The sequence below is a fragment of the Brevundimonas sp. UBA5866 genome, assembly GCF_002432125.1.
Classification (GTDB): Bacteria; Pseudomonadota; Alphaproteobacteria; order Caulobacterales; family Caulobacteraceae; genus Brevundimonas.
Map to the genome: position 1 here is coordinate 1 of NZ_DJFS01000025.1, position 21,817 is coordinate 21,817.

16 protein-coding genes are annotated in these 21,817 nt (G+C 61.8%); 6 read left to right on the top strand and 10 right to left on the bottom strand.

From position 1 onward, the window contains the following. Positions 1–297 (top strand): laccase domain-containing protein (locus tag B3H86_RS02280; RefSeq protein WP_292050947.1); only part of this gene is annotated, 297 nt, incomplete at its 5' end. Positions 298–351: 54 nt separating this feature from the next. Here B3H86_RS02280 and lpxC read toward each other — a convergent pair. From lpxC to murC, 9 genes are all read right to left on the bottom strand, one after another. Further along, complete coding sequence (gene lpxC / locus B3H86_RS02285) at positions 352–1,266, bottom strand: UDP-3-O-acyl-N-acetylglucosamine deacetylase (RefSeq protein WP_292050962.1); 915 nt, start codon at positions 1,264–1,266, stop codon at positions 352–354. A 203-nt stretch (positions 1,267–1,469) separates the two neighbouring features. Next, positions 1,470–3,026: a cell division protein FtsZ gene (gene ftsZ, locus B3H86_RS02290; protein ID WP_292050948.1), complete on the bottom strand. Its 1,557-nt coding sequence runs from the start codon at positions 3,024–3,026 to the stop codon at positions 1,470–1,472. Positions 3,027–3,290: 264 nt separating this feature from the next. Further along, positions 3,291–6,323, bottom strand: coding sequence for a TonB-dependent receptor plug domain-containing protein (locus B3H86_RS02295; RefSeq protein ID WP_292050949.1), 3,033 nt, complete (start codon positions 6,321–6,323; stop codon positions 3,291–3,293). Positions 6,324–6,730: 407 nt separating this feature from the next. Next, a complete protein-coding gene (locus B3H86_RS02300; protein ID WP_292050950.1) occupies positions 6,731–9,991 on the bottom strand; it encodes a TonB-dependent receptor domain-containing protein in 3,261 nt (1,086 codons plus the stop codon). Positions 9,992–10,720: 729 nt separating this feature from the next. Then, positions 10,721–12,046, bottom strand: coding sequence for a cell division protein FtsA (gene ftsA / locus B3H86_RS02305; protein ID WP_409450253.1), 1,326 nt, complete (start codon positions 12,044–12,046; stop codon positions 10,721–10,723). 29 nt (positions 12,047–12,075) lie between these two features. Beyond that, on the bottom strand, positions 12,076–12,915 hold the full coding sequence (locus tag B3H86_RS02310; protein ID WP_292050952.1) for a cell division protein FtsQ/DivIB: 840 nt from the start codon (positions 12,913–12,915) through the stop codon (positions 12,076–12,078). Beyond that, positions 12,903–13,841 (bottom strand): D-alanine--D-alanine ligase, encoded by a 939-nt coding sequence (locus B3H86_RS02315; protein WP_292050953.1) that lies wholly within the window; start codon positions 13,839–13,841, stop codon positions 12,903–12,905. The genes B3H86_RS02310 and B3H86_RS02315 overlap by 13 nt, the downstream gene beginning before the upstream one ends. A gap of 155 nt (positions 13,842–13,996) precedes the next feature. Next, positions 13,997–14,908, bottom strand: coding sequence for a UDP-N-acetylmuramate dehydrogenase (murB, locus tag B3H86_RS02320; RefSeq protein WP_292050954.1), 912 nt, complete (start codon positions 14,906–14,908; stop codon positions 13,997–13,999). A gap of 11 nt (positions 14,909–14,919) precedes the next feature. Then, positions 14,920–16,359 carry a UDP-N-acetylmuramate--L-alanine ligase gene (gene murC, locus B3H86_RS02325; protein ID WP_292050955.1) on the bottom strand — a complete coding sequence of 480 codons (1,440 nt, stop codon included), beginning with the start codon at positions 16,357–16,359 and terminating at the stop codon, positions 14,920–14,922. A gap of 351 nt (positions 16,360–16,710) precedes the next feature. On the opposite strand from murC, the gene B3H86_RS02330 reads away from it, so the two are divergent. Beyond that, positions 16,711–17,790, top strand: a complete 1,080-nt coding sequence (locus B3H86_RS02330) for a site-specific DNA-methyltransferase (protein WP_292050956.1) — start codon at positions 16,711–16,713, stop codon at positions 17,788–17,790. Positions 17,791–17,852: 62 nt separating this feature from the next. Here B3H86_RS02330 and mutY read toward each other — a convergent pair whose 3' ends face one another. Next, positions 17,853–18,887: an A/G-specific adenine glycosylase gene (gene mutY / locus B3H86_RS02335; protein ID WP_292050957.1), complete on the bottom strand. Its 1,035-nt coding sequence runs from the start codon at positions 18,885–18,887 to the stop codon at positions 17,853–17,855. An 82-nt stretch (positions 18,888–18,969) separates the two neighbouring features. Here mutY and B3H86_RS02340 point away from each other — a divergent pair, with 82 nt between their 5' ends. The 4 genes from B3H86_RS02340 to B3H86_RS02355 all read left to right on the top strand — a co-directional run. Then, positions 18,970–19,545 carry a DUF721 domain-containing protein gene (locus B3H86_RS02340; protein WP_292050958.1) on the top strand — a complete coding sequence of 192 codons (576 nt, stop codon included), beginning with the start codon at positions 18,970–18,972 and terminating at the stop codon, positions 19,543–19,545. 125 nt (positions 19,546–19,670) lie between these two features. Then, on the top strand, positions 19,671–20,276 hold the full coding sequence (locus tag B3H86_RS02345) for a DsbA family protein (RefSeq protein WP_292050959.1): 606 nt from the start codon (positions 19,671–19,673) through the stop codon (positions 20,274–20,276). A gap of 12 nt (positions 20,277–20,288) precedes the next feature. Beyond that, positions 20,289–20,948 carry a thioredoxin domain-containing protein gene (locus B3H86_RS02350; RefSeq protein ID WP_292050960.1) on the top strand — a complete coding sequence of 220 codons (660 nt, stop codon included), beginning with the start codon at positions 20,289–20,291 and terminating at the stop codon, positions 20,946–20,948. An 11-nt stretch (positions 20,949–20,959) separates the two neighbouring features. Further along, positions 20,960–21,817 (top strand): AAA family ATPase (locus B3H86_RS02355; RefSeq protein ID WP_292050961.1); only part of this gene is annotated, 858 nt, incomplete at its 3' end.

A 21,817-nucleotide genomic window follows, 5' to 3' on the forward strand; every position in this document is an offset into this window, starting at 1 on the left:
GGCCCGTGCATCTCGCAGGCCTCCTATGAGGTCGGGGCCGACTATGAGGCCCGCTTTGCGACAGAAGCGCCCGGCAGCGAGCGTTTCTTCATCGCCGGCTCCAGCGATGACAAACGCCAGTTCGACCTGCCCGGCTTTGTCCTGTGGCGGCTGGAGCAAGCGGGCGTGACGCAGGCCGCATGGACGGGCGACGACACCCGTACCGACGAGGCGCGGTTCTATTCCAACCGCCGCGCCTATCTGAACGGCGAGCCGGACTTCGGACGACTGATCGGGGCCATCGCCCTGAGTGAATAAAGAAAAGGCCCGCTGCGATCACAGCGGGCCTTTTTCTTGGTCGTGCGCGACTGTTCAGCCAGCCATAGCCAGAGCGGGAACCTTGGTCGTAAAGCGCCACGCCTTCGGATTGGCCAACAGGGCGCGGACGAGTTTGTTGTTCAGCTGGTGACCGGCCTTATAGCCCTCATAACGGGCCATCAGGGGCGCACCCAGCACATACAGGTCGCCGATGGCGTCCAGCGCCTTGTGACGCACGAACTCGCGTTCCATGCGAAGACCGCCCGGGTTCAGGATCTGGTCGCCGTCGATCACGACAGCATTTTCCAGCGAACCGCCACGGGCCAGACCGGCCTGACGCAGGGCTTCAACCTCATGGGCGAAACCGAAGGTGCGGGCCGACATGATTTCCGAACGGTAGGTGGTTTCGTCGACAACGAAATCGATCACTTGATTGCCGATGACCGGTGTCGGGAAGTCGATCTCAAAACGCATTTCGAAACGGTCGCACGGCAGAAGCGAGGCTTTCTTGTCGCCCTCTTCCACGTGGATCGGTTCCAGCACTTCGATGAAGTGGCGCGGCTGTTCCTGACGGCGGAAACCCGCGCGGTCCAGCAGTTGGACGAACTGTTCGGCGGAACCGTCGAGGATCGGCAGTTCCGGACCATCCACCTCTACGATGGCGTTCGAAATACCCAGTGCCGCCATAGCCGACATCAGGTGTTCGATGGTCGAAACGCGAACATCGGCGGCATTGGCGATCATGGTGTTCAGGCGCGCATCGATAACCGCCTCACCCGTAACAAGAATACGGTTGTCGCGGTCCTTGATATCCGTGCGAACGAAGACAATCCCTTGATCCGCAGCCGCAGGGCGCACGGTCAAACGCACACGACGCCCGCTGTGGACGCCCACACCCGCGCAGATCGCAGGAGCGGTAATCGTATGCTCAAAGGGGTCGCTAAAGACCGTCACGCCTAAACTCTTCATTTCGCGCACCGCAGACGGATTGCGCCGGAAGATGGCATTTAACCAAAGGTTCGCCATCACGAAATGAAAGTCGGGTTTCGTATTGTTTCGAAATGACGACAGTCTGTAACCGCCCGGCCCTTTGCCCCTATCCCATTTCCTTTGCCCAAAACAAAACCCCGCAGCGGTGGCTGCGGGGTTTCAGGATCGTAGGTGCCGGTCGTTTAGTTGGCCAAACGGCGCAGGAACGACGGGATTTCCAGATCGTCGTCATCAGCGTAACCGCGCTGGTGATCCTGCTGGATCTGCGGCTGGGCCGACTGGGTCTGGCGCAACTGCTGGGTGGTACGGTTCGAACCCGAGGACGGCGGCGGCGAGTAGGTTTGCTGCTGCTGCGGCGGGTTGCGACGACGGCCGAACAGCGACCAGCCGCTGCGACGGTGCGAGTCGTCGTAATATTCTTCACGCGGGGCTTCCGGCTCCGGCTTGCGCTCGGGACGACGGGCAGGCTCGCGTTCCATGTACAGGTCGCCCTGCTCTTGCGATGCCGCAGCGCCACGGCCACGACCTTGCTCGAACTCTTCGACCCACGGATCGACGATCGGGTCAAGATTGCGCGGCGCGTCGTGGATCACCGGCTCGGGGCGAACCTGAGGTTCCGGCTGGCGGGCGACGACCGGCTCCGGTTGTGGCTGTACGGCCGGTTGAGCAGCGACAGGCTCGATACGGACTTCTTCGCGCGGCGCGGCCGGAGCAGCGGCTTCCGGTTGGCGGCGGTTGAGGGCCGAGGCGACCGGCTCGATCTGCTGGATCGAGGCTTCGTCCATGCCGGTGGCGACCACCGAGACGCGGATCTTGCCTTCCAGAGCCGGATCGAAAGCGGCACCGAAGATGATGTTGGCGTCACCGTCGACTTCGGCGGCGATGGCGTTCGCGGCTTCGTCGACTTCCAGCAGGGTCATGTCCATGCCGCCGGTGATGTTGACCAGAACGGCCTTGGCACCCTGCAGGCTGGTTTCATCCAGCAGCGGGTTGGCGATGGCGTTCTGGGCGGCCAGCAGGGCGCGGTCGTCGCCCGTGGCTTCGCCGGTACCCATCATGGCCTTGCCCATTTCCGACATAACGGCGCGGACGTCGGCAAAGTCGAGGTTGATCAGACCCGGCAGGATCATCAGGTCGGTGATCGAGCGCACGCCCGAGTGCAGCACCTGGTCGGCCATCTGGAAGGCGTCCGAGAAGGTGGTGCGTTCGTTGGCGACGCGGAACAGGTTCTGGTTCGGAATGACGATCAGGGTGTCGACATAGCGCTGCAGCTCGGCGATGCCGGCTTCGGCCAGACGCATACGATGACGGCCTTCGAAGGTGAAGGGCTTGGTCACGACGCCGACGGTCAGGATGCCGCGGTCACGGGCGCATTTGGCGATGACCGGCGCAGCGCCGGTACCGGTGCCACCGCCCATACCGGCGGTGATGAAAACCATGTGCGCGCCTTCGAGGTGCGCGTGGATCTCGTCGGCCGATTCCTCGGCGGCATTCATGCCGACCTCGGGGTGTGCGCCAGCGCCCAGACCCTGGGTGATGGTGTCACCCAGCTGGATGCGACGGTCGGTCTTGGCGAAGCTCAGATGCTGTGCATCCGTGTTGGCAACAACGAACTCGACGCCTTCAAGGCCCGAGTCGATCATGTTGTTGACGGCATTACCGCCGGCACCGCCAACGCCGAATACGACGATGCGCGGCTTCAATTCTGTGGCTTGCGGCTTCACCAGCGAGAGAGACATTGTTTTTCGACCTTCCGACCCTGCCCATTCATCCCAATCGACCCCCGCCGAATCGCATTGGTTATGAGCGGGTTAATAAAAGACCCGACAACGTTAACGGATCATTACCGACCTAATATGAGTCGGCCTTTCGTGAAGCCCGTAACACTGATGTTTTTCACGTTCAGGCTGCATTTTTTCAGTTGACCTTCGCAAAAAGCGTTAACCAAACGCAAAGGGAGGGGCAAACGCCCCTCCCCCGCTTAACAACGCTTACAGTTTCAATCAGAAGCGCATGCGCATGCCCATGTTGAAACGACGGCCCAGACCGTCATAGATCGACGGGTCGGTGGTCCAGCCCGTGGCCGAGGTGATCGTCTGGGCGATGTAGACATATTCGTCAAAGACGTTGTCCACGCCGACAAAGACTTCGGCCTTGTCGTTCACGTCATAGCGGACCTGCAGGTCCGAGAAGTGACGCAGACCGATGTAGTCGCTCTTTTCGTCCTTCGGATCGCAGCGGTCGAGATAGCGATAGCAGCTCTCGCCGATGAAGCGCGTCTTCCACGACGTGGTCAGCGGACCGCGACGGTAGACCATGCTCAGGTTGCCGACGTTCTTCGGCGTTTGCGAGCGACCGGCGAACTCGACCATAGCGCCACCGGCCAGCGGCGAGGTCTTGCGGGTCATCAGGTGCTGGTGCGAATAGCCGATGGCCAGCTGGCCAGCATCTTCGAAGGCCGACAGATACGGCAGACGGGTCAGGTCCACCGAATAGTTGGCCTGGAAGTCGATGCCGCGGGTGCGGTTTTCACCGAGGTTCATCGTACGCGAGTTGACCTCGCGGAACGAACCCACGTTGGCTCCCTTGTCTTCACGGATGATCTGCTTGCAGTAGATGTTGTTCGGGTCATAGACGCCGCCCGAGTTCACATAGCACTCGCTCAGGCTGGTCGCGCGGCCCAGGGTGCCGATCATGCCCTCGATTTCCAGCTGGAAGTAATCAACCGAAACCGACAGGCCCGACCACCAGTCGTTCCAGCGCGGGTTGAACAGCAGACCTGCGGTGAAGCTGGTCGAGGTTTCAACTTCTAGGTCCTCGTTGCCCGAGTTGAAGCCATAATAGCCCTGGGCCTCGGACTGGGTCTGGATGTAGTGACCGTCACGGGCCACGCGGGCAGCCACGGTCGGGTCGGCCAGACAGGCCTTGGCCGCGTTGCTTCCCAAGGTGCTGCTGTCGATACCGCTGCCGACGATCTTGCCGACATCATAGCCGCTGCGCTCCTTGAAGAAGGCACCCTGACCGTTGACGACGGTCAGCGAACGGCACGGATCGACGTCGGTCGGGAACGTCTGGCTGACACCGGCGTACAGTTCGCCGATGTTCGGAGCGCGCACCGAGCGGGCGTACTGCGAACGCACTTTCAGCCAGTCCAGCGGCTTCCATTCCAGCGAGGCTGCATAGGCATCGGTCTTGCCCACGGTCGAGTAGTCGGAAACCCGGGCCGACAGGTTCAGGTCCAGCTGGTGCGCCCAAGGCAGATCGGCCAGAAGCGGAACGTTCAGCTCGATGAAGCCTTCGGTCACGTCGAAACTGCCCCGCGTGATCGGGGTCAGGTTGGTCGTGGTCAGACCGCGCTGCATGGCGATGTCCGGAACCAGGTTCGACTCCTCGCGACGGTATTCAGCACCGACGACGAACTGCAGCGGACCGGCCGGCAGTTCAAACGCCGTACCCGACAGGAAGCCGTTGAGAACCTTCTGGTCCATCATGTTGTCGACCTTGTGCACCATCTGCACATAGTCGAGCGCGGCCTGCGAGGCGCCACCTTCTTCGAAGACGAAGATCGGCGCACAGCCCTTGGAGCGTGCCAGTTCGTCACGGCAGGCGAACGATCCGTCGGCCAGCTTCACGACATCCAGCGCCTCGATCAGGTTGTCCTTCAGCAGGGCCCCTTCGTTGGTACGCTGGTTGTTCAGGTGACCCCAGTTGAAGCTCAGCTCATAGCTGAGGTCCATCGCCGTACCCAGCTTGCCCTGCAGGCCGGCCACGATGCGCGAGTGGTTACGCTCTTCAAGGTTGGCGCGGTTCGAGGCTTCCGAGAAACGACGGTTGAAGCCCACGCGACGCTGCTCGTCGGTCAGGCCCGGCGTGGCTGCGCGGACAAGGTCACGGATGGCGACCGGCACCACTTCCGACAGGATCGGAATACCGTACATGCAGCCATCGGTCGTGCAGGCGATGTTGCGCGTGACGTTGGAGTTGTCCTTGTACAGATCCGAGTTCTGCACACCCGACGGCTCCATCAGAGAGTGCGACTTGCCGCGATAGGCCGACGCTTCGAGGAAGAAGCTGTGGTTGTTGTTGAAGTCATAGCGCGCCTGGGTCGTCAGGTGCAGACCTTCGGTCGGGACCATCAGTGCGCGGTAGGCCTGACGGTTGTAGCCGTGGACCGAGTTGTCAAACTTGACCAGCTTGCCATCCCACAGGGTCCAGCTTTGCGAAGCCGGCGTCACACCGTTCTGTTCCAGACCCGGAATAATGGCCACACCACCCGGCGTAACCGAAGAACCGGCGAAGTATTTGGTCTTTTTGAAGGTGTCGGACGTGCCGTCCAGATCCATGCCGCGGTCGCCACGGTCACGGGCATAGACACCGTGGGTTTCGTTGTACGACAGGCTGGCGACGAAGTTACCGCGGTCTTCGGCGAAGTTCGAGCCCAGCTTGATGCCGAACTTGTAGTTCTCGGCGTCGCCACGTTCGGTGATGCCGTACTGGCCGAAGGTTTCGAAACCTTCATAGTTGCGCTGTGTGATGATGTTCACGACACCGGCCAGGGCGTCGGAACCGTAAATCGAGGACGCGCCACCCGTCACAACGTCCACACGATCGATGAACTCGGTCGGCAGGGTCGCGAAATCGACCGTCGAGGTGCCGGGAATGCCACCGATGTAACGACGGCCGTTCACCAGCACCAGGGTGCGGTTTTCACCGAGGTTACGCAGGTTCACGGAGGTGACGCCGTTGTTGGCGGTCAGGAAGTTGCTGCTGGTCGGCGTCCAGCCCGACTGACCGGCCGACGGCAGGGAGCGCAGGATGTCACCCACGTTGGTCTGGCCCGAGAGCGCGATGGTTTCGGAGCTGACCGACTGTACAGCCGTCGCCGAGGTTTGGTTCGGGCGGACGATACGGGTACCGGTGACAACGATTTCCTCGACCTGGGTCGTGTCTTCGGCTTCCTGTGCAAAAGCCGGTGCGGAAATCAAAGCCCCCGCCAGCATGGTTGTGCCCAACAGGGCTGTAAGGCGCTTGTTCAAAGCCATCTCCAACTTAGCGGTACAGGCCCCTCGCCTGTCCTCGTTTGTGGAGGGATTTGAGATTACGAATGCACCACACCTTCAATATAGCGAAGTTCAAATGCGCACTTGCAGTGTCCGATAATACACAGTTGTGACCCAAATATTATTCAAATGTAATGCTGCTTTATATTAATACACACGAAAAACCGTGACTTAACACCGTAACATTACAACCCGACCAAATGGGGCATTTTAGGTACTTTATGGGGGCGTTTGCCTTAATGACAGCGACGCAATGTTTTTGCCACCAATGCCTTGAATTGATCCAACTAATGCCCGTCTGGGAATCACCGTGGCCACGGATTCGCGCAAAAGAAAAGGCGGCTCTTGCGAGCCGCCTTCCCTAGTCTGAAGTCAGACCGAACTTACCAAGGACGGTAGTTCACGCTGAGCGAGAAGCGACGACCGAACGGGTCGAAGTTCGAGTACAGCGTAGCGCCCAGCCAACGCGCTTGTTCAGCGTCGAAGACGTTCTGGACGGTACCGGTCACGGTCACGTCGTCACGGACCTGATAGCGGACCGAGATGTCGTTACGCACGAAGTTACCGGTGTCCATGTACTTGGTCGCGCGCTGGTCAGCGTTGGCGACGAAGTCACGTGCTTGGATGATGTCTTGAGCGGTCTGCCAGTCAGCAGTCCAGGTCACACGAACCGGCTCGAACGGCGTTTGCCAAGCCAGGGTCGAGGTCATGCGAACACGCGGGTAGTACAGCGAGCTAGACAGCTCGGTGAAGTCCGCCGGGTTTTCGATGTTGTTGAAGTTCTTCTGCTCGATCAGCCACGAACCGTTCAGGCGGTGGGTGAAGCGACCCCAGTTGCGGCCCAGCATTTCTTCGGTGTCGAAACGGTAGGTCGTGGTGAAGTCCAGACCGCGAACGTTACGCTTGGCGTAGTTGATCGACGACTGGATGAAGTCGACCAGCAGGAAGCGGTCGTCGTTCGGGGTGTTCGGGTTATCAACCGCCGAACGGGTCAGGGTGGCACAGGCGCTGGTGTTCAGCGACGGGCCTTCCACGCAGTTGTTGGCGGCGACTTGAGCCGTAACCGATGCGATGACCTTGTCGATGGTGATTTCGTAGTAGTCGAGCACCAGCGAGAAGTTCGGGATGAAGCGCGGCTGCAGAACGGTCGAGAAGGTGAAGGATTCCGACTCTTCCGGTTGCAGGAACTTGTTGCCGCCGTTGCTGCCCGGAACCGACGAGCTGTAAACCGGCTTGTAGGCGTCCGCTGCGGTCGGGTCGGTGAAGTTGTAGGACAGACCGTACTGGGCAGCCAGAGCCGCGCAGTTCTTGATACGGTTGGCCTTCTTCTCCTGATCAGCCGTGTTCTGGATGTTCTGGGTCGCGCACGGGTCGGTGAACTGCAGGAAGGTCTGCGTCAGCGGCGCATTGGTTTCCGACAGGGTCGGAGCGCGGTACGAGGTGTTGAACGAGGTCTTGAACGCAATGTCCGGGATCGGACGGTAAACCAGGTTCACGCCCCAGACTTCGCTACCACCGAAGTTCGAGAAGTCGCTGTAGCGGTAGGAGCCGCTCAGTTCAGCGTACTGGCCGAACTTGGAGTCACGCAGCAGCGGCAGCGAAAGTTCGGCAAAGCCTTCCATCGCTTCATACGAAGCCGGCAGGAAGTCGGCACCGCCGTTCAGCTGGGCATAGGTGGTGCCCAGCGACGAGCTGCGGCCCAGACCTTCGGTCGATTCCTTACGGTACTCACCGCCCAGTGCGAAACCGATCGGGCCTGCGCCCCACAGGTCCCACAGCTGACCCGAAACGCTACCCATGACGTCGTGCTGTTCGTTCAGCTGTTCGATCTTCAGCTGGGCAGCGACGTATTCCAGAGCCTCGGCGCTTTGGTTGCCTGCGCCGAACACGTTCAGCGGCACGCAGTTCTTAACGACGTCCGAGTTGGCGTTCAGCGTGCCCGGAACGTTCGGGTTACGGCTGGTCACCGTGCCACCGTTTGCGGTCAGAGCCTGCACGCGGCAGACGATCTGGCCTGCATCGTTACGAACAGCGTCCATCGCATAGGCGAAGTGTTCGATGTTCAGGCCACGCTCGACGTTCGAGTTGTCGACGCGACCGTAGGTATAGCCCAGATCCCAGTCGATGTTCTTGACGAAGCCGATGTCGCCGGCGTTGCCGTTCAGGCCGATGACATAGCGTTGCATTTGCTTGTCATTGGTTTGCGAACGGTCCAGCAGCCATGCGCTGTAACGTGCGAACGGTGCAGCCACGGTGGCGGTCGGTTGACCCGGCTGGTCCTGCGTAGCCGGACCGTAGATCACCATCGTGTTGTTGCGGATCGCTTCAGCCAGGTTGGTCGGCATGAAGGCGTTGTCGGTACGGGTGGTGTAGGCCGACGTGCCGAGGATCTGCAGCGAGTTGGTCGGGCTCAGCGTGTCGGTGATGTAGATATCGCCGAACGAGTTGCCGGTGGCCAGGTGAGTGCGTTCCTGCACATACTTGGCTTCTGCATACAGGTTGATGCGCGGGGTGATCTGGAAGTTCGCGCCGACTTGGAAGCGGGCGTTTTCCGATTGCGGCAGGGTCGAGTCGACGTTGAAGGTGGTGTTCGGGTTTTCGCCGTCACCGCCGATGCTGATGGCCTTGTTGGTGCCGGTCTTGCTGATGATGGTGCCGAAATCAGCCAGACGTGCAACCGGACCGTCGAACACATAGGTCTTGCCCGGCAGAACGCCGAAGCATGCCGAAGACGTGACCGAGGTGCTGGTGCAGTTTGCGGTCGGGATGGTCAGCGGGTTGTTCAGGGCGCTCGGCTGGTATGCGTTGGCCAGGGTGACCTGACCCCACTTGCGCATTTGCATCGAGCGACGGTCACGGAACAGTTCCGAGTCGATCACGCCGTCGTACGGGGCGTTTGCCGGATCGGCGTCCTGACCCACCATGCCCCAGCCGTCTTGCAGCCAGTCGATGTCAGCAGCCAGAACTTCGTCCAGACGCTCGTATTCGGCAAAGCCGTAAACGTTCAGACGGCCATCCAGAAGGTTCTTGCCGGCCAGAACCGAAAAGCGCTCGGAATCCTGACCACCATCGTTGAGCTGGGCCCAACGGGTGTCGATTTCCAGACCTTCGAAGTCCTTACGCAGCTTGAAGTTCAGAACGCCCGAAACGGCGTCTGCACCGTAAACCGACGAAGCACCGCCGGTGACGATCTCGACGCTTTCGATCAGCAGACGCGGAATGGTGTCAACGTCAACAGCGGTGCCGCCTTGCGGCGAAGCCACGTGACGACGACCGTCAACCAGGGTCAGGGTACGACCCGAACCCAGCGAGCGCAGGTTCGGCAGCGACAGACCGCCCGAGTTCAGCGAGCCGGTGGTGTCCGACGGAACTTGCGAGTTCATCAGGGCAGGAATGGTCGCCAGTTGGTCAATGACCGTGTTCTGACCCGAGGTCAGCAGGGTTTCACGGTTAACCTGGATCAGCGGGGTCGGAGCCGTAACCGGATCGCGACGGATACGCGAACCCGTAACGACGATTTCGCTGACTTCGGTGACTTCGGCATTTGCCGAGCCGTTGGCTTCCTGAGCCACGGCAGCGGTCGAAACCGCCAGAACGCTTGCCAGCACCGAGGTGCCCAGCAGGTAAGTACGCTTGGAACGCATAACTTAGTACCACACAAAAAAACGAACAGGTGACGGGCCAGATACGCAGTCCGTCATACAGGGGGGCCTGCCTGTCACGCTTCAAATTGCAGGGCAACTCACCCGCCCCATTTGCGCCCTAAAACTGCTTGATTGCGCACTCCAGCGTAACATTAACGACACATAACACAGCGACGCGTCAATTTTAGAAAACCGTCATTTTCATCAATATCGTTCTAAAAGAAAATGTTGTTATTAAATTAAAATCCGTTTTGTCCGCTATATGTGAATTTTAGTTCTAAATTAGCGTATTGATATATCGATGTATTGCGATAACAATGATTGATATAATAATAGTGGCCTTATTTCATCCATGAATCAGGCAGGAAGAATGAACACAAGTTTGCCTCATTCTGAAATTGAACTGACTATGGATGGATATTGTTTGTATTCACAGAATGCCGTTTGATTTGTGCGTAATAATTGAGAAAACAGATTGCATCGGTCGCTCAAATTCACTCCAATATTATTGGATCATAAATAACGCTGAAATTTCTACTGGTTCATTTCTGTAGACACGTCGACGGCTACGGTCCGCATCCGGCCGTAACGTAGGGGGACAGACCGGGTTTGCCACAGGAAGACCCGACCGAAACACCCCAACTGCCCACCCCTTGGAGATCAGGAAGCCAGCATCAAAATGGGCGCTCCGATATACAAAGCGCCCTGTCATATGAGTTTGACGGAAATCTAGAAGTTCTCGCGGAGCCAGGTTGCGGCGCGGCTGAAGGGGCCACCGTTGTGGATACGGGGCGCATCCGCAGCGGTAATGTGCCGGGTCATCAGCTTGTGAACCGAAACGGCCTCACGCGGGCCATAGGCGGCGCGCAGCAGAACGCCCGCGGCAGAGCAAAACGCCGGGCCCGCCGCAGCTTCGGCCAGGTGAGGAGCCCGTTGCGGACGCCCCAAACGCACCGATGGATGATCGAACACACGCTCGGCCAGCTCGCGCACACCGTTCAGCTGACTGGCACCACCGGTCAGGACAATGCCCATACCCGGATCGATGCGCATACCCGCAGCGCGCAGGCGGTCACGCATCAGCTCCAGTGTCTCTTCAACACGTGGGGCGATGATGGTTTTCAGCATGGCACGGGGCCACACCACCGGACCGGCGGATGAATCCTCGCCACGCGGCGGGGCCTCGACCATTTCGCGGTCCTCGTTATTGCTGGCCATAGCCGAGCCGTGCAGCGTCTTGAGGCGCTCCGCACCGGCGCGTGATGTGGTCATGCCGCGGGCGATATCGGCGGTAACGTGATCGCCGCCCACGCTCAGGCTTTCGATATGCAGAAGCGAGCGACCGCCCCAGACAGCGGCAGAGGTTGTACCTGCGCCCATGTCGATACACAGGGCCCCCAACTCCATCTCGTCCTCTTCCAGCGCAGCCAGGGAGGTTACTAGCGGCGCTGCGGCCACACCCTGCAGATCAAGGTGCGCCCGTTCCAGACAGTTACTGAGCGCACCGAACGCGCCCTCGGCCATAGAGATCACCAGCAGGTCCAGCCCAAGGGTGCGCCCCTGGAGGTGGCGCGGGTCATGCACGCCACGCGCGCCATCCACCGACCATGCCACCGGCAGGACGTGGATCGGGCGACGGTTCGGCAGGCTGATCTTGGACAGGGCCGCACTGATGGCGCGGGCCAGATCGGGATCGGAGATCGGCTGACCGCCCAGCGAGACGCTGGCCGACACGCGATGGCTGGCCATCTGGCCGATAGAGGTGGTGACAACCACACCCGAAACCGTAGCCCCGGCGTGCCGTTCCGCGCGCTCGACAGCGCGGGCGATGGCATCGGCGGCGTCTTCCATATTGACGATCACGCCACCGCGCACACCGCGCGACTGGACGTGACCGGCACCGGCCACACGAATGGTGCTGTCGGCACGGCGAACGCCCTCGGGCTTCATGATGAAGCAGGCCACCTTGGACTGGCCCAGATCAAGCGCAGCCACAGCCGGTGCACGTGGAGAGCTGCCTACCTGATCGACTTTCCGGTCGCGGAGAAGACCAATCATCTTGTTCAACGTCCCATCGTCAGAGTTCAGGCGTCACCTTCGGAAGGGCGGATAGCCACCTCCTCGGGGGTGCGAAGGTCGACCCGGGCAAAACCCAGATCCAAAAGGCGTTCGCGCTGGTCCAGCGCATCAAGGCGGATCAGGGCCGAGTCCTGATCGACAGCCGGAAGCTGTATCAGCGCACCATCTTTCAGGCGCAGGTCCCAGCGGCGCTCGTCCACACGGACCAGAGCGTCCACGCGGCTCATCAAACGCGGGCGCTGGCGCAGCAGCGGGACAATATCCGAAGCGGCCTGATCGGCCCCCTTGCCCACCACCAGAGGCAGGTCGGGATAGCGACCGGCATCGGCACCGGGGATCACCACGCCGTCTGCATCGATGACATAGGCCTTGCCCTGCATCTGCCAGACGGCCAGACGATTGTGCTCCTTCACGTCCACGATGATGGTGTCCGGCAGCAACCGCACGACGCGCGCTTCCTTGACCCAGCCCACCTGTTCCACCCGCTCGCGTACGGCATTCAGGTCCAGACTGACGATCGGCTGGTCCTGATACAGGTCGACAGCCCGCTGGATCGGGCCGACCGCCTCGGGCGATGCCCCCGAAACGTGAACCTGATTGATCTTCAGACCCATGCCGACAGTGACGGCATTGAACTTTTCAGTCGCAGAAGCGGTGATGCGCTCGGCACGGGCCCCGGTCGCCAGCACAGCGCCCAGAATGACCACACCGCCGACCAGACAGGCAGCGACCACACGCGGCGACATATCCATGTGCCCGATATCGGCCACACGTCCCTTGGGCGCGCCACGCGGGGGCTGCCCCTTACCTGATTGTCGGCGTCCGCCGCGAACTACCGCCGGCATGAGGCGTCCTCCACCAACCAACGTACCAGACTGCGATAATCCATACCGGCATAGGCAGCCTGCTCGGGTGCGAGCGAGGTCGGGGTCATGCCGGGCTGGGTGTTGACCTCCAGCAAGACAAGAACATCGTTAACGTCGTCATAACGGAAATCGGAACGCGAGACGCCACGGCAGCCCATTGCCGTGTGGGCCAGCTCCGCCTGACGTAAAGCCTTGTCAAATACGTGCACAGGCAGCTCTGCTGGCAGGACGTGGCGCGATCCGCCGGGCGCATATTTGGCTTCATAGTCATAGAAGCCCTTGGTCGGGGTGATGTCGGTGATGGTCAGGGCGCGTGGGCCATCCTTTTCGCCGATGACGGCGACGGCCAGTTCCTTGCCCGCCACGAACGGCTCGACCATGACCAGATCGCCGTAGGTCCAGCTGTCCTCGCCGACCTCTACCACCGGACGGTTGGCCCCTTCGTAGACCACGAACACGCCGACGGAAGACCCCTCGGCATTGGGCTTCACCACATAGGGCGGCTCGATGACGTGACGGCTGGCGACCTCGTGGCGGTCGTAAAGACCGCCGCCCGGCACGGTCACGCCCGCCGCGCGCAGGACGGCCTTGGACTTGTCCTTGTCCATTGCCAGCGCCGAGGCCAGCACGCCCGAGTGGGTATAGGGAATATTCAGAGTCTCGAGGATGCCCTGGACACAGCCGTCCTCGCCCCACGCGCCATGCAGGGCATTGAAAACGACATCAGGTTTCAGTTCGGTCAGGACCTGCGCCAGATCGCGGCCCGCGTCCACGCGGCTGACCTTGGCCACCTGCCCTTCCAGGGCGTCGGCACATCGCGCGCCGGATTCCAGCGAAACTTCGCGTTCCGAGGACAGACCGCCCATCAGGACGGCAACGTGGAGGGTGTTGAGAGGCGCGAGCATGAGACAATCCGAAGACTAGCCTCCCCCTATCGCCTCAATAGGGTTAACCGGTTGGAAACGATAGGCCCCGTTCGCTCCGGCCACGCTTAAAAAAGTGCACGAAACGGGGGATGTTTTTTCATCCCCCGCGTGTATGGCCCCATTGCGGCCAGCGCTCAGCCCGGACGGCCGATACGCTTGATTTCCCAGCTCAGCTGGATGCCGGTCTTGGAGAAGACGTCCTGACGGACGATCTCGCCCAGACCTTCGAGGTCGGCGGCGGTCGCCTCGCCCGGATTGATCATGAAGTTGGAGTGCAGCTCGCTGAACTTGGCACCGCCGCCGGTCATCTTGAACAGCTTGCCGCGCCAGCCCGCCTCATCGACCAGCTTCCACGAGGAATGGCCCTCGGGGTTTTTGAAGGTCGAGCCGCCGGTCTTTTCGCGGATCGGCTGGGTCTTTTCGCGGCGCTCGGTGATTTCGGCGATGCGGGCGGCGACCGCCTCGGGATCATCCGCCGTGCCGCGATAGGTGGCTTCGGTCCAGATGATGTCCGCCGGAGCATTCGAGTGGCGGTAGGTGTAGCCGAACTCCTCGACCGTCATCTCCACCTTCTCGCCCTTGCGGTTCACGCCGCGGGCAGAGACGAGGATGTCCTTGGTCTCTGAGCCATAGCAGCCCGCATTCATCGTCAGCGCGCCACCGATGGAGCCCGGAATACCGGCATAGAATTCCATGCCCGCGATACCGGCCTTGGCCGAGGCGCGCGCCACCATGGAATCCAGAGCGCCCGCGCCAGCGGTGATGGTCAGGCCCTCAGCCACGACCTGTCCCCACGCACGGCCCGCCAGACGGATCACCACGCCCTTCATGCCGCCATCGCGCACGATCAGGTTCGAGCCCACGCCGAACGGATAGACAGGAACCTCTTCCGGAAGGGCCTTGAGGAAGTCGATCAGATCGTCCTCGTCCGCCGGAATGAACAGGGCATCGGCCGGACCACCGACGCGGAACCAGGTGTAAGGCGCCAGTTGCTCGTTCAGCAGCAGTTTGCCGCGCACGGTCGGCAGGGTGTCAGTCCAGGACATGGCTGTCTTTCTTAACCGATAGCTTCCAGTTGGGCAGGCAGGGCATAGGCCCACGAGGTGATGTCGCCCGCGCCGAGACAGACGACCAGATCGCCCGGCTTGGCTTCCTCACGGATCACCTTGGGCAGAGCGTCGGCGCTTTCCAGCGCCGAAGCATGGCGGTGGCCGAACTGTTTGATGCCGCTGACCAGAGCGTGCTTGTCCACGCCCTCGATCGGCTGTTCACCCGCCGGATAGACGTCAGCGACGATCACGCTGTCCGCATCCATGAAGCAGGTCGAGAAGTCGGCCATCAGGTCGCGCAGGCGGGTATAGCGGTGCGGCTGGACCACGGCGATGACGCGGCCCGGCTGTTCGGCGTTCTGGACCACCTGACGGGCGGCCTTCAGCACGGCGGCGATTTCGACGGGGTGGTGGCCATAGTCGTCGATGATACGGACGCCGTGGGCAAAGCCCGTGGTGGTGAAGCGGCGCTTCACACCGCCAAAGCTGGCCAGACCGGCACGGATGCCGTCATCGTCAACGCCGACTTCGCGGGCGACGGAAATGGCGGCCAGAGCGTTCGACACATTGTGCCAGCCCGCCATCGGCAGACGCAGGCCATTGATGCGGACATCCTCGTCGCTGGCGTGCGAGGCGCGGATGACGACGTCAAAGGTCGAGCCGTCGGGGTCCATCTGCACATTCTCGGCGCGGACCATGGCCTGCGGGTTGAGGCCATAGGTGATCAGGCGGCGGTTGACGATCTGGGCCGCCAGCTTCTGCACCTCGGGGTGGTCAAGGCAGACGACACCGAAACCATAGAAGGGCGTGTCTTCGATGAAGTCGCGGAACGCCTTCTTCACGGCATCAAAATCGCCGTAGTGGTCGAGGTGTTCGGGGTCGATGTTGGTGATCATCGCCACGGTACATTTCAGTCGCAGGAACGAGCCGTCGGACTCGTCGGCCTCGACAACGATCCAGTCGCCGTCACCCACCTTGGCGTTGGTGCCATAGGCATTAATGATGCCGCCGTTGACGACGGTCGGATCGAAATTGCCGGCATCCAGCAGGGCCGCGACCATAGAGGTCGTCGTCGTCTTGCCGTGGGTACCACCGACACCGATCGAGAACTGCAGACGCATCAGCTCGGCCAGCATTTCTGCACGGCGCACCACCGGAATGCGGCGCTCGCGCGCTTCGACCATCTCGGGGTTATCGGCCTTCACAGCGGTCGAATAGACAACAGCCGACACGCCCTCGGTGATGTGGGCGGCGTCGTGGCCGATGTAAATGCGGGCGCCCAGCTTTTCGAGGCGCTCGGTATTGGCGCTGGCCTTGGCGTCGGAGCCCTGCACCTGATAGCCGATTTTCAGCATGATTTCGGCGATGCCGCTCATGCCAATGCCGCCGATACCGACGAAGTGGACGGGACCAAGGGCGAACGGGACGGGACGAAGACGACGGATCATGACGGCCTCATAAACCCGTCTTAACGGGTTGCGAAGGGCCAGATCGGTCTCCGGCCCAGAAAGATGACATAGCAGCGATCAGGCGGTCGCGTTCGCCCGCCCCACCGGGTCGTGTCCAGGGCTTTGTTAACAACCCGCCGGTCCACGAATGCCCAAGAGGGCTTTCAAGCTTCACCGAACATAAAAATTTTCGCAGACTCTGAATCCGCCAAAACCCTTATCCACCGGACTCTTGAGAGTCATGGAGATCGGCGTTTGACTCTTTGGAGAATCGTCAAAAGCGATTTGATTACCAACCGTTAACCACGATGACTCACCATGCGCCCTCAACACCACAGGGGCCGCGTATTCATGTCCGACATTCAAACCGACGTCATCCTCAGAGGCGACTGCATCGAGCGTTTGAAAGGCCTGCCGGACAAGTCGGTGGACATGGTTTTCGCCGATCCGCCCTATAATCTCCAGCTGGGTGGCGACCTGCTGCGTCCGGACAACTCCAAGGTCGACGCCGTCGACGACGACTGGGACAAGTTCGACAGCTTCGCCGCCTATGACGCCTTCACCCGTGCGTGGCTGAGCGAATGCCAGCGCGTCCTGAAAGACGACGGCACCCTTTGGGTCATCGGCAGCTATCACAACATCTTCCGTCTGGGCGCGGCGATGCAGGACCTCGGTTTCTGGGTCCTGAACGACATCATCTGGCGCAAGTCGAACCCGATGCCGAACTTCAAGGGCACGCGCTTCACCAATGCCCACGAGACCCTGATCTGGGCCGCCAAGTCGCGTGACCAGAAGCGTTACACCTTCAACTACGACGCCCTGAAGGTCTTCAACGAAGACACCCAGATGCGTTCGGACTGGACGCTGGCACTTTGCACCGGCTCGGAACGCCTGAAGGACGCCGAGGGCAACAAGGCCCACCCGACCCAGAAGCCGGAAGCCCTGCTTCACCGCGTCATTCTGTCGGCCACCCGTCAGGGCGATGTCATTCTCGACCCGTTCTTTGGCACCGGCACCACGGGTGCGGCGGCCAAGCGTCTGGGCCGTCACTTCATCGGTATCGAACGCGACGAGACCTATGCCGATCTGGCCCAGGCCCGCATCGATGCCGTGATCCCCGCTGCGCCGGAAGACCTCGTGGTCACCGGCTCCAAAAAGGCCGAGCCCAAGGTGCCGTTCGGTGCCCTGGTCGAAGCCGGACTGCTGGCTCCGGGTGACAAGCTGTATTGCCCCAAGGGCGAGCGCGAGGCCCGCGTTCGCGCCGACGGCTCCCTGGTGTCGGGAACCCTGTCAGGCTCGATCCACAAACTGGGTGCCCTGCTGGAGAATGCTCCGGCGTGCAATGGCTGGACCTACTGGCGCTTCAAGACCGATCAGGGCCTGCGCCCGATCGATGCCCTGCGCGCCGAAATCCGCGCAGGCATGCAGTAAGACTTCACGGGCGGCGCATCGCCCGAAACTTCAAGGGCCGCATCAAAGGTGCGGCCCTTTCTTTATGCGGCCAGCGCCCGCTCCAGCGCCTTCCTGAAAACGGTCGGCAGGGATTTGAGGGCCTCGGCTTCCTCCATCCAGATGAGTGAGGGATCATCCGAAGTCCCCGTCGCCACATGGGCCGTAAGGTCCAGCGAGAAGTGGGTGAAGACGTGGTTGATCGTACCCGCCTCGGTCCAGTCGGCTTTGAACGGCGGGGCGTAGGCGGGGGCCGCGCTCCATTCCGATCCGGCCAGCCCCAACATCCCGCCCAGCAGACCCTTTTCGGGACGGCGGACCAGCCCCACCCTGCCCTTGCCGTCGCGCAGCACAAAGACATGGCCCAGGCGGTGCGGACGTTCAGCCTTCTTGGCCTTGCGGGGATAGGATTGCGGATCGCCTTCCCTATAGGCCGCGCATCCGAACGACAGCGGGCATTGCTCGCAAAGGGGCGATTTGGGACGGCACACGCGCGCGCCCAAGTCCATCAGCGCCTGCGGCCAGTCGGATGGGCGATGGTCGCTGACGAACAGAGCCGCTAGACGTTTCAGTTCGGGCCGTGCGGCGGGGACTTCTTCCTTCACCGCGAACAGGCGGCTCATGACCCGCTCGACATTGCCGTCCACGACATTGGCCGGACGGCCGAAGGCGATCGCCGCCACCGCCGCCGCCGTATAGGCCCCCACGCCTTTCAGCTTCAGCAGGGCCTCTTCGGTATCGGGAAAGACGCCGCCGTGTTCACCGGCCACCATCCGCGCACAGGCCAGAAGGTTACGGGCGCGGGCGTAGTATCCCAGCCCTGCCCACGCCGCCATCACATCGGCATCGTCCGCCGCCGCCAGATCGCTGACCGTCGGCCAGCGCGTCGTGAAGGCGTGGAAATAGGGGGCGGCATGAACGGTCGTCGTCTGTTGCAGCATCACTTCGGACAGCCATACCCGATAGGGATCGGTGCGCGTCGCCTCGCCCGGCGCAGCGCGCCACGGCAGGTCGCGGGCATTGGCGTCGTACCAGTCCAGCAGGGCTTCGCGCAGTCGGGCGGTATCAGTGTCCGTCATGAACCGTCCTTAGCCGCTTTATTCGCGCCTAACAGCCCATCTTCGCATCGGCAAAGGCACAAGTTTCGCCTATAAGGATGCCATGTCGCGCAGACCCCTGCCCTCCGAAGAAGAAGCCCGCCGGATTCTGGCCCAGCGCCGGACCAAACCGCCGCTGCGTCCGCCGCCACGGGCCGCGCACAAGCTGCAGAAATTCATCAAGGAGCTGGACCAGAAATTCGGTCGCAGCGCCAACAGCCTCGAAGCCCGCTGGGCCGAGATCGTGGGCGAACGCATGGCCCGCGTCTCGCGTCCGCAGAAGATCATCAAGGGCAAGGGCAATGCCGGTGGCGTGCTTGAGCTGCGCGTCGTCGGCCCCGCCGCCCTACTGGTCCAGCACCAGCAGCAGGAAATCATCGAACAGGTGAACCTGTATCTGGGGGCCAATGCCGTTGAAAAAATTCGTATCCAGCAAGGTCCGGTAAAACCGCTGGTGGCGGCTCCGTCCGCGCCTAAGTCGCGCAAGCTGAAGCCGCTGCCGCCCATTTCGCCCGCCGCAGAGGCCGAACTGGAAGAGTCCGTGGCCCACCTTCCCGAACACCTGCGCAAGGCTTTGACCAAGCTGGGTAAGGCTGCGATTGTCCGCACTCAGGAAGAGCAGGACGATCCGTACCGTTGACAAAACAACGGTGCTCTGTTTGCCGTAATCCTGGTGAAGGATGGCAGGGATTTTTTCGTCCCTATTCTTAAACAACTTACGCTTTCGAGGTTCGACCTATGGCTCCTAAATACAAGTTTGCGGCTATGAGCCGCCGCGCCGCCATCACTGCCGCCGCACTGATGGCCACTGCCGCCGTCGCCGGTTGCTCGCAAAAGGCTGGCGGTGCCGCAGAGGGCGATATGGCTCTGGGTGCCGCCGAAGGTGCCAAGGTCACCGTCGTTGAATACGCCTCGGTCACCTGCGGTCACTGCGCCGTCTGGAATCAGGAAGTCTGGCCGGAGTTCAAGGCCAAATACGTGGACACCAACAAGGTGCGCTTCATCTTCCGCGAATTCCCGACCCCGCCGCAGGACATCGCCGCCGCTGGCTTCATGCTGGCCCGCTGTGCTGGCGACGACAAATATTTCGACGTCGTCCACGCCATCATGGCCTCGCAACAGGAATGGGCTGCGGGCGTACCGCCGCGTCAGAGCCTGAACCGCATCGCCCAGGGTGCCGGTCTGTCGGCAACCCAGATCGAGACCTGCCTTAACGACAAGGAAGGCCTGGCCGCCCTTGAAAAGCGTATCCGCGTCGGTCTCGATGCAGGCGTAACCGGCACCCCGGCCTTCTACGTCAACGATCAAAAGGTCATCGACTCGTCGCTCAGCGGCCTGTCGGCAGCGGTTGACGCCGCTCTGGCCAACTAAGGAACAGCAGATATGAGTGGGCGTACCACCACCTTCATCGCCGCTTTTGCATTGGCTTCGTCCATCGCGGGGGCTGGCATGGCCCTGGATAACGGCTCGCCCACTCTTTCTGCCACACCGGCACGTCAGGCCCCCTCGTCCACGGTTCCGGCCCATATGCCGAGCGACCGCGTACTGGGCCGCGCCGATGCGCCGGTCACCATCATCGAATACGCCAGCTTCACCTGCTCGCACTGCGCGAACTTCTCGTCGCAGGTGCTGCCGGAACTGAAGAAACGATACATCGATACGGGCAAGGCCAAGCTGATCTTCCGCGATCTGCCGACACCGCCTGTTCAGGTGTCCAATGTGGCAGCCGCCATCGGTCGCTGTGCAGCACCGGGCAAATTCTTCGATGTCGCCGACCATTTCATGGGTCAGCAGTCCGAATCCTTTGCCAGCGGCAAGGTTCAGGAATGGATTCTGGAGGGCGTGAACGCCACGGGCCGCTCGCGTGAACAGATCGAAGAATGCGTTCGCCTGCCTGCGACTGCCGAAGGCATCACGCGCGACACCGAATCTGCCATTCAGTCGGGTGTAAACTCGACACCCGCGCTGTTTGTGAACGGACGCCGCCTGCAAGAGCATACGCTCGATGCAATGGTTGCTGCCATCGAGCCTCTGGTGCGCTAAAACCCCAAGCTATGCATTTCCAGCGCCTTCGACTTTCGGGCTTCAAGTCCTTTGTCGATCCCGCCGAGGTTCAGATCGAGCCCGGACTGACCGGGATCGTCGGACCGAACGGCTGCGGCAAGTCGAACGTGCTGGAGAGCCTGCGCTGGGTCATGGGGGCCAACTCGGCCAAGGCCATGCGCGGTCAGGGCATGGAGGACGTGATCTTTGCCGGTGCCGCCGGCCGTCCGCCGCGCAACCATGCCGAAGTCACCCTGACCATCGACAACGCCCTGCGCCGCGCGCCCCAGCCCTTCACCGACGAAGCCGTGCTGGAAGTCTCGCGCAAGATCGAGCGCGGGCGCGGCTCGACCTACCGCATCAACGGCAAGGAAGTGCGGGCGCGTGACGTCCAGCTTCTGTTCGCCGATGCCTCTACGGGGGCTAACTCCCCCGCCCTTGTCCGTCAGGGGCAGATTTCCGAACTGATCGCGGCCAAGCCCCAGAACCGCCGCCGCATCCTTGAGGAAGCGGGCGGCGTGTCGGGTCTGCACACCCGCCGCCACGAGGCCGAACTGCGCCTAAAGGCCGCCGAGGCCAACCTCGACCGCCTAGACGACATCGGCAAGGAGCTGGAATCCACGCTCAACCGCCTGAAGCGCGAAGCCCGTCAGGCGGAAAAGTACAAGAAGATCAGCGCCGAAATCCGCGCCCTGCAAGCCGCCCTGCTCTATGTGCGCTGGTCCGACGCTAAGGAAGCCGCCGCCAACGCCAAGGCCGAGCTCCGTGCCGCCGAACAGGCCGTGGCCGAAGCCACCACGGCCTCTGCCGCCGCCCAGACCGCAGCGCTTCAGGCGCAGGAAGCCATGAAGCCCGCGCGCGAGGAGGAC